This window comes from Ruegeria sp. AB8, assembly GCF_056542605.1.
Genome location: NZ_JBQGAB010000054.1, coordinates 1 through 7,272 on the forward strand (window position 1 = coordinate 1; position 7,272 = coordinate 7,272).

Annotated in this window: 6 protein-coding genes; 2 read left to right on the plus strand and 4 right to left on the minus strand. The window is 53.0% G+C overall.

Annotation, left to right across the window (positions count from 1 at the left end; translation table 11 throughout):
- Positions 1-422 precede the first annotated feature (422 nt).
- Positions 423-2,048 (minus strand): adenylate/guanylate cyclase domain-containing protein, encoded by a 1,626-nt coding sequence (locus ACR0CG_RS23250; RefSeq protein ID WP_480527851.1) that lies wholly within the window; start codon positions 2,046-2,048, stop codon positions 423-425.
- Between the two features lie 269 nt (positions 2,049-2,317).
- Between ACR0CG_RS23250 and ACR0CG_RS23255 the strand changes: the two genes are divergently transcribed.
- Positions 2,318-3,910 carry a GMC family oxidoreductase gene (locus ACR0CG_RS23255; protein WP_480527852.1) on the plus strand — a complete coding sequence of 531 codons (1,593 nt, stop codon included), beginning with the start codon at positions 2,318-2,320 and terminating at the stop codon, positions 3,908-3,910.
- A 58-nt stretch (positions 3,911-3,968) separates the two neighbouring features.
- Here ACR0CG_RS23255 and ACR0CG_RS23260 read toward each other — a convergent pair whose 3' ends face one another.
- From ACR0CG_RS23260 to ACR0CG_RS23270, 3 genes are all read right to left on the minus strand, one after another.
- Positions 3,969-4,898 carry a hypothetical protein gene (locus ACR0CG_RS23260; protein ID WP_170619879.1) on the minus strand — a complete coding sequence of 310 codons (930 nt, stop codon included), beginning with the start codon at positions 4,896-4,898 and terminating at the stop codon, positions 3,969-3,971.
- A gap of 350 nt (positions 4,899-5,248) precedes the next feature.
- Complete coding sequence (locus tag ACR0CG_RS23265) at positions 5,249-5,602, minus strand: putative quinol monooxygenase (RefSeq protein ID WP_480527854.1); 354 nt, start codon at positions 5,600-5,602, stop codon at positions 5,249-5,251.
- A gap of 96 nt (positions 5,603-5,698) precedes the next feature.
- The gene (locus ACR0CG_RS23270; protein WP_480527856.1) at positions 5,699-6,460 is read right to left on the minus strand and encodes an IclR family transcriptional regulator; all 762 of its coding nucleotides are present in this window, start codon (positions 6,458-6,460) and stop codon (positions 5,699-5,701) included.
- 70 nt (positions 6,461-6,530) lie between these two features.
- On the opposite strand from ACR0CG_RS23270, the gene ACR0CG_RS23275 reads away from it, so the two are divergent.
- A partial coding sequence (locus ACR0CG_RS23275; protein ID WP_480527858.1) for a selenium-binding protein SBP56-related protein occupies positions 6,531-7,272 on the plus strand: 742 nt, incomplete at its 3' end.

The window sequence follows — 7,272 nt, forward strand, 5'->3', positions numbered from 1 at the left end:
GGCATCTGGCACAAGCGTTTCGACAACGCCCCGATGGCGGCCTGGATGCGTAGCCAAGTCTTCGAATTAATGAAGGGTTTGGAATTTGACGATTAGTCAAACTGTTCTAAGCAGCGCCCGTATGGCAGATACAAGTTGACGTTTCGAATAACAGAATCGAAATAGGTTCTATCAACCAATGCAGACATTCGCGCAGCCGCAGCGAACGAACATTTTGGTCCGCAAAGTGGTCGTTAATGGCAAGTACGGCGGATGACCGCGTTGAGCCCAAAGCGACCCTGAGAAATGACGCAACTCGTCGCCCGCGGTGAATGTAGATAGCGAGCTTTAGGTTGGGTCGTGGTAGAATATCGAAAGGCGAGAACGTCTTACATATCTTCCATTCGATTATTAGCCTACGCTCTAGTAACCCATCTAAGCCTCTATGCTTGGATCGGTTCACCTGGCAACCCAATAGCCTCTCTGATGGGGTCAGGCAGATGAAGATTTTGTGCGAGGATATCCGCTTTTTCTGACAGCGCTTCCGCACGTTCTGCAGCAGTTTCTGCTTTGGGGTGCATTCCGGACTTCCTGAGTATCCACGCCTTCACTAACCAAAAGTGTCTGCAGTAGGGGCGCATTTCAGTAGCGTCTGAAATTGCTTCGATCGCGAGTTGCTTATCACCTGCCATCATGTGGGCAATCGAAAGGGGATAAAGCCGGTACGGAAGAAACGGATCCTCGGTGGAACGACTCACGGCCTTCGCTAAACTTTTCCGAGCAGCTTCCCAGTTGCCGGCAATAACTTCGGTGTAACCGCTCGCCTCCATACCCAAAACGTAGCTGGGATTCAGTCTGAAAATCCTATCAATGTCCTTCCGGGCGCCATGCAGATCACCCGCGAGGCGCGCGCGCACCTGCGCCCGCGTATACCAGCAGTAGTCAGAGCGAGGCGCAGCCTGTACGGCCTTGTTTGATGACTCTATGATCCGCATTCGCAAATCAGGATCAGCCTCGCGATAGCATGCTTCTAAGGGGTACAATTTGGCTTCACACCACATTGCAAGCCCGGACCCGTTCTCGGGATCAAGTCGAAGCGCTCGCTCCAGCAATTTACCCGCATGCCTATAGTCCTCGACGGTGGCACGGTAAAACAGCATTGCCGCTCGGGATCTCAACTCACTTGGGCTCAATTGATCGTCTGGAATGTCATTAAGACGGTCACCGTCAAACGCATTGATCTGCAGACGTAAATCGTCTGACAGCTGTTCTGCAGCCCGGTCGCTTAGTTCAAACAAATCCTTTGAATCTCCGTTTAGGAAGCGCGACCAGGTTACCTGTCCATCTCCCAACCGAGTAAGGCTGGACGATATCCTTGCTTCAGTCTCCCGGCAGCGCAACCTGCACCTCAGGCTGTAGGTTGCTTTGGTCTCGGATGTTGAATCTGTTGCAATTACACGCACACCTGTGCGGCGCGAAAGACTGTGAACCAACTGCTCCTGCAGGTCAGCGCAAACCTCAAGAGTCTCTCTCGTTTCGGGAGCACTTGTGACCGGCTCGACCGCAATGGAAGGCAATTCGGTTAGTTCAATTTCACGCTGCGTGGCGGGCCGCCATTGAAACCCATTCACCGGATTAGCAAGATTCTTCAAATCGAACGTACCCGCATCGCTGAAACCCGCCGAGAACTTATCGTCCAACTGCCGCTTAAGGTCTTCGGAGATCATCACACCACCGGGTGGCGCTTCGGTTTGCAGGCGGGCGGTGATATTTATACCGGCGCCATAAATGTCGGCCTCGTCTTGAACGATCTCACCGAGATGCGCTGCCATCCTCAGCCTGATTTTCTTATGGTCGACCAGTGCCAATTGCACAATTTGAGCGGTTTCGATTGCCGCTGATACTGAAGTAAATGCAATAATCCATCCATCGCCCATACGCTTCAGTATTTCGCCGCCTCTTTGTACAGCCTCTGGTTCCAGTAGTTTATCCCGAAGTTCGTGGACCAGCCCGATTGCGAGCGACTGATCCGCCTCCATTGCGGACGTATAGCCGACCAGGTCGGCCATCAAGATTACGGCCAGGCGAGCTTTCATAAAGCAAGGTTAAGACAACGCTCAGGTATTGTCATCTTTTGAAGCGGGCGAAGCGGCTTCTGGGCATCACCAAAGCAATGCAATGAATGGCGGCTTCGTCCGCGAAGTAGACGTTCAAGCAAGTTGCAGCGAATGTCTGCTTCGAGCCCAAAGCGGACATACCCAACCTCCGCAAAATGTGTTGCTTGATAAAGGGCAGACTGTCCGCCACTCTTTCCGGATTGGTAGTTTGGGGTTTTGTCATGACGGATAGTTTTGACGTTGTTATCGTTGGCGCCGGAAGTGCTGGATGCGTCCTCGCCGCTCGTTTGACCGAAGATGTGAAGCGTTCCGTTTTGTTATTAGAGGCCGGTGGATCGAACGACGACCCCCGGGTTTCCACACCCGCAAAATTTGGCGCTCTCACTAATACACGTTTCGATTGGGCCTTTCGGACAGCTCCGCAGGGCGAACTTTCGGGACGCCAGATCGCCTATCCGCGCGGTCGATGTATCGGCGGCACTGGTTCGATAAACTACATGATATACCTGCGCGGGCATCCGGCAGACTACAACACGTGGTCCCAAATGGGCGCAACGGGCTGGGGATGGGACGGTGTGCTGCCCTATTTCAAGAAGGCTGAGAATTGGGAAATCGATGGAGATCCGTCGATCCATGGAGCCGGTGGCCCGCTGACTGTGACCAAGCCAGGTGAGCGGTCGCCCTTGACCGAGACATTTATCCAAGCCTGCCAGCAGGCCGGGATTCCGTTTAATGGCGATCTGAATGGCACGGAACTGGACGGCTGCGGTTATTTCCCCGCGACTTTGCAGGATAACCGGCGGGGCGGCACCGCGCAGACATACCTCTCCGCGGCGATGGGGCGCCCCAACTTGACCGTTGTGACTGGCGCGACGGTTATGTCGTTGCAATTTAAGGGCAATTCTGTGACCGGTGTGAATTATCTTGCCAAGGGAGAACTGAACCATGCAACTGCACAGGAAACCGTCTTGGCGGCGGGGGCCATAGGTTCACCACAGATCCTGCAACTCTCAGGAGTTGGCCCAGCAGACCTGTTGAACAATGTCGGCGTCCCGGTGAAGCATGACCTGCCCGGCGTGGGTGAAAATCTGCAGGATCACTTCCATTACCGCGCCCGTTGGGAAATCGATCAGCCTTTGACCTTCTATGGCCGAAGCGCAGAGCAAGCGGCAGAGGTTGAGCGCCTCTACTCGGAGGAGTCGCGCGGCCCCCTGACAACGAACCACTTTGAGTCTGGAGCATTTCTGAGATCCGGACCCCATGTCGATATTCCCGACATAGAACTTCTTATGATCCCATATTTCATAAGCTTGGGAGCCCCGGAGTACCGCCCACCGGATCGCCACGGTTTCACAATCTCTGGTTTTCCGACCCGTCCTTGGAGTCGAGGGCGTGTGACTATTGCATCAAACGACCCATTGGATCGGCCCATTATCGATCCTGGATATCTAAGCGATCCGGCGGATGTCGATCTGATGCGCTCGATCATCAAGGAAGCGCGGAAGATTGTATCACAGAAAGCCTTTTCGAAGCTCAATCCGGTTGAGATATCTCCGGGGGCGGACGCCCAGAGCGACGAAGAACTTCTTGCGGACATTCGTGAGATTTCGTCGACGTCCTTTCATCCCGTTGGCAGTTGCAGGATGGGGCAAAGCGATGATTGCGTCGTAGCTCCTGACTTGAAAGTGCACGGGCTTGAAGGGTTGAGCGTTGCCGATGCGTCTGTGATGCCGCAAATGAACACCGGACACCCCAACGCGCCGGTGATAATGATTGCTGAAAAAGCTGCCGACATGATCGCTGGGCGCGTTTGAGTGAAATAATTGCTAAGCATCAGAAAACCGATTTTTTGTGACAGGATCAGGCCCCGACCTAGAACCGCAGACCGAAGCCTATCGAAAAACCGGAAAATCCTTCGGCAACTACACCGTTTAACATTACACGTCCCGCTTGAACGGCTGGCAGACCGGTCAGGCGAGTATCAATCTCAAGTCCTACGCCAGCTGTGGCCAGCCAATCGGTGCCAAGAACGGTTGCACTGTCGCCGTGATACAGCACAACACCAGCATCCAGAACGAGTTGTGTTGGGAGTTCGAAGAGATTGACGTTTTCCAGCGGATAGCGATGACGTGAGAACAGGGTTGTTTGGTTTGAACTCGCACTTGCGTTCCCAGCCTCAGGCTCGTTGATCGGGTTAAAATCCAAGAATGTTTGACGGATACGGTATTCCCCCTGCCACGATCCAAATTGCGCCTCTCGGAAGATACCAAGCGAAGCACCAACCCCGAATGCGTTTAAGTCTCCGTCGATCAAATCGTTGGAGCTAGATGCCGAACGCAGCAATGGAAAGCCGCCAAGAAAAGCATCCGCAGTCACTTGGCCAAGTGAAAGATGTCCGACCGGACGAACTTTCCACTCGTTTACCAATGGAAATTCCCAACCGATGCCGACCGTTGCTGCCACGCTTGACCAAGTTACATCCAACTCAGTGCCGGGGGCGATCTCTGGAAAGAAGAGTACCGGGTTATATTTTTGATAGGCAACAAGACCCTCTACATACAGCCCGTTTTCAAGTGGCTTGTAACCTCCTCGCAGTTGCGTCGAGCGTAGACTCTTGGCACCTCCGGAAGCATCAAGAAAAGAAAACGAGGATAAAGTCTCGTTTGGGGTGGCGGCGATACTCAAGACAGACAAAGCCGCTCGCGCTGCGGCCTCAGAGGCATCAGGGTCCACGCTTTGAGCATTGGATGGACTAGTTGAACTTGCAGTTGAAAACACCGCGAATGCAAGAAATCGTCTCAATGTACAGGCTCATTTGTCGGATGAAATGGAAGACTTAGCGATGTCCCTTAAGCATAGCATTGCCGGGATAAGAATGCCCCGCCTTTTGCCATATTTGTTTTGCTGTTAGGCAATTTGGTCTCGATTGTGAGGGTCTCGCCCCCAACCGCTTCCTTAACCGCCTAAGAGGGGACCTAAATTGGGGAATAACAGTCAGCAATGTGAATTGAACCCGTCGCCGCAATGTCCACTCCGCATTGATATCCCGTATCCAACAAAAAGTGGCAGGTGACAGCTTCGAGCCCAAAGCGGACCAGCACCAAGACCCATAATTTTCTTACACCGACGATAGCCTCAAGCGGCTGTCAATTTTACCATAGTAGCAGGCTTGCTTTTTGCGCCTCGAAACCTTTTGGCGTCGGAAAAAGCGAGCGCATCCTAGCAACAAGTTCGATCTCACCATCCAGCATCTTTCGGACAGTGTTTAACCAGTTATTGAAGGTTTCAGATTCCCAATGATCCTGGACCGCAGCTTCATCCCTGAAGACTTCGTAGAAATAGAACCGATTTGGGTTCGCCTCATCCGCCATAATATGAAACTGGAAAACTTCGGGTTCTTCACTGACAACATTTTGCGCTTGGAAGATGCTGGCGTCCAAAAAGGGCTGCCGATACTCTGGTTTTACGTTGATCACGAAGAACCCACCAAACATTGCATCGTCCATATTTGTCTCCCTCATTGACCAAAAAGCGGCGAAGGTCGCAAAACAGACCTGTCCTGCTGGATGGCGTTAACCTACAGCACTGCGATACCCATGAACCTAAGCGGGTATCCTTTCTTTATCTGCTTCACCCCATCCTAGCGCGCGTGCAAGTTCGTGTGACATTGTGGTAAGTGTATGGCCAATCTTTTCTCGCTTCGAAGGTGTAAACACCCGAAGAGACGCCGTAGCGCCGATTGAAAGCGTCGCACCAACACCTGTCTTAGTCAGCGTTGTTGCGACAGAACTGATTCCGCGCTCGAGCTCTTCAATACATTCGGCATACCCTTTGGCTCGAATGGCATCGAGTTCCGCGGCCAGATCCTTGGGGTCTGTAATCGTGCGATCTGTGTACTGCTTAAGCTGCCCATCCAATCGGTCTTGAGACAGCAGTTCAGGCGAAACGGCGGCGATTGCCTTGGCGCAAGAGCACGCGTGCGTTGGTCGTTTGCCCATACCTGGATGAAGAAAAGACACGCCCGTCTGCGGTGTCTCCACATGAATAATCTCTACCCAATGGCCCCGTAGTCGAGACAAGAAAAACGCAGCGCCATACTCATTCGCGGCGCCGGAGAGCACAGGCGCAATCACTTGCAAAAGTGCGGGATCAGAGTGATCGCTCAACGTGATAAGCTTTAGCCTAATCCCAATCGCGAACTCACCGCGGGCTGGTGATTCAAGGAGGCCGGACAAAACAAGGTCTTGAACCAGCCTGTAGGCCGTCGGTTTAGGTATATCGGACTGGGCACAGATATCCGCTACGGACGCACGTCCTTTTTGACCCACGATTTCCAAAATCAGCGCTAATCGTTCGAGATGCATTTTTCTCACTTTATGATAACTAAGTTTTCGATATACGATACAATTTAGGGAATCAAGGGAGGAGCACTCGATGGATGGACAATGCTGTGGACCGGGCTTCAAGAGTCCGCAAGAAGCCATCAAAGCCCCCCGAGAAAAGCTACTCTACACGATCGCCATCTACACCGGGACAGGGATCCAGGAACCTGATTATCTTGCTACAGTGGATGTCGACCCTGACAGCCCGACCTATTCTCAGGTAATCCATAGGCTGGAAATGCCGGGGATTGGGGACGAGCTTCACCACATGGGGTGGAACGCCTGTTCGTCCTGTCACGACGACGGCTCGATGTCCCGCAAATACCTGATCCTGCCGGGCGTACGCTCTAACAACCTTCACATCGTTGATACAGCCACTGACCCGCGTGCGCCGCGGTTGCATAAGATCATCGACGGGGCCGAGATCAAGGCCAAGGCAGATTTATCGGGCCCGCATACGGTGCATTGTTTGGGCTCGGAAATCATCATTTCCTTCCTTGGAAATGCCAAGGGTGAGGCTCCTGGAGGCTATCTGCATCTCGACAAAGAGTTCAGCATCGTCGGTCGCTGGGAAACCTCGATGGGCGATATCAAGTTTGGCTACGATTTCTGGTACCAACCGCGCCACAACGTGATGGTCAGTTCCGAATGGGCTGCGCCCAATACCTTCATGCCGGGCTTCGATCTGGAAGAAGTGGGCCATCTGAAATATGGGCGGGAGCTGCATTTTTGGGATTTCGAAAAACGCGAACCGGTCGAAAGCTTCTATTTGGGTGAAGACGGGCTGTTGCCAC

Bases quoted from the DNA above. Each gene is read 5' to 3' on its own strand.
- ACR0CG_RS23250 (WP_480527851.1), bottom strand. From the start codon at position 2,048: ATGGCCGACCTGGTCGGCTATACGTCCGCAATGGAGGCGGATCAGTCG.
- ACR0CG_RS23255 (WP_480527852.1), top strand. From the start codon at position 2,318: ATGACGGATAGTTTTGACGTTGTTATCGTTGGCGCCGGAAGTGCTGGA.
- ACR0CG_RS23265 (WP_480527854.1), bottom strand. From the start codon at position 5,602: ATGGACGATGCAATGTTTGGTGGGTTCTTCGTGATCAACGTAAAACCA.
- ACR0CG_RS23270 (WP_480527856.1), bottom strand. From the start codon at position 6,460: ATGCATCTCGAACGATTAGCGCTGATTTTGGAAATCGTGGGTCAAAAA.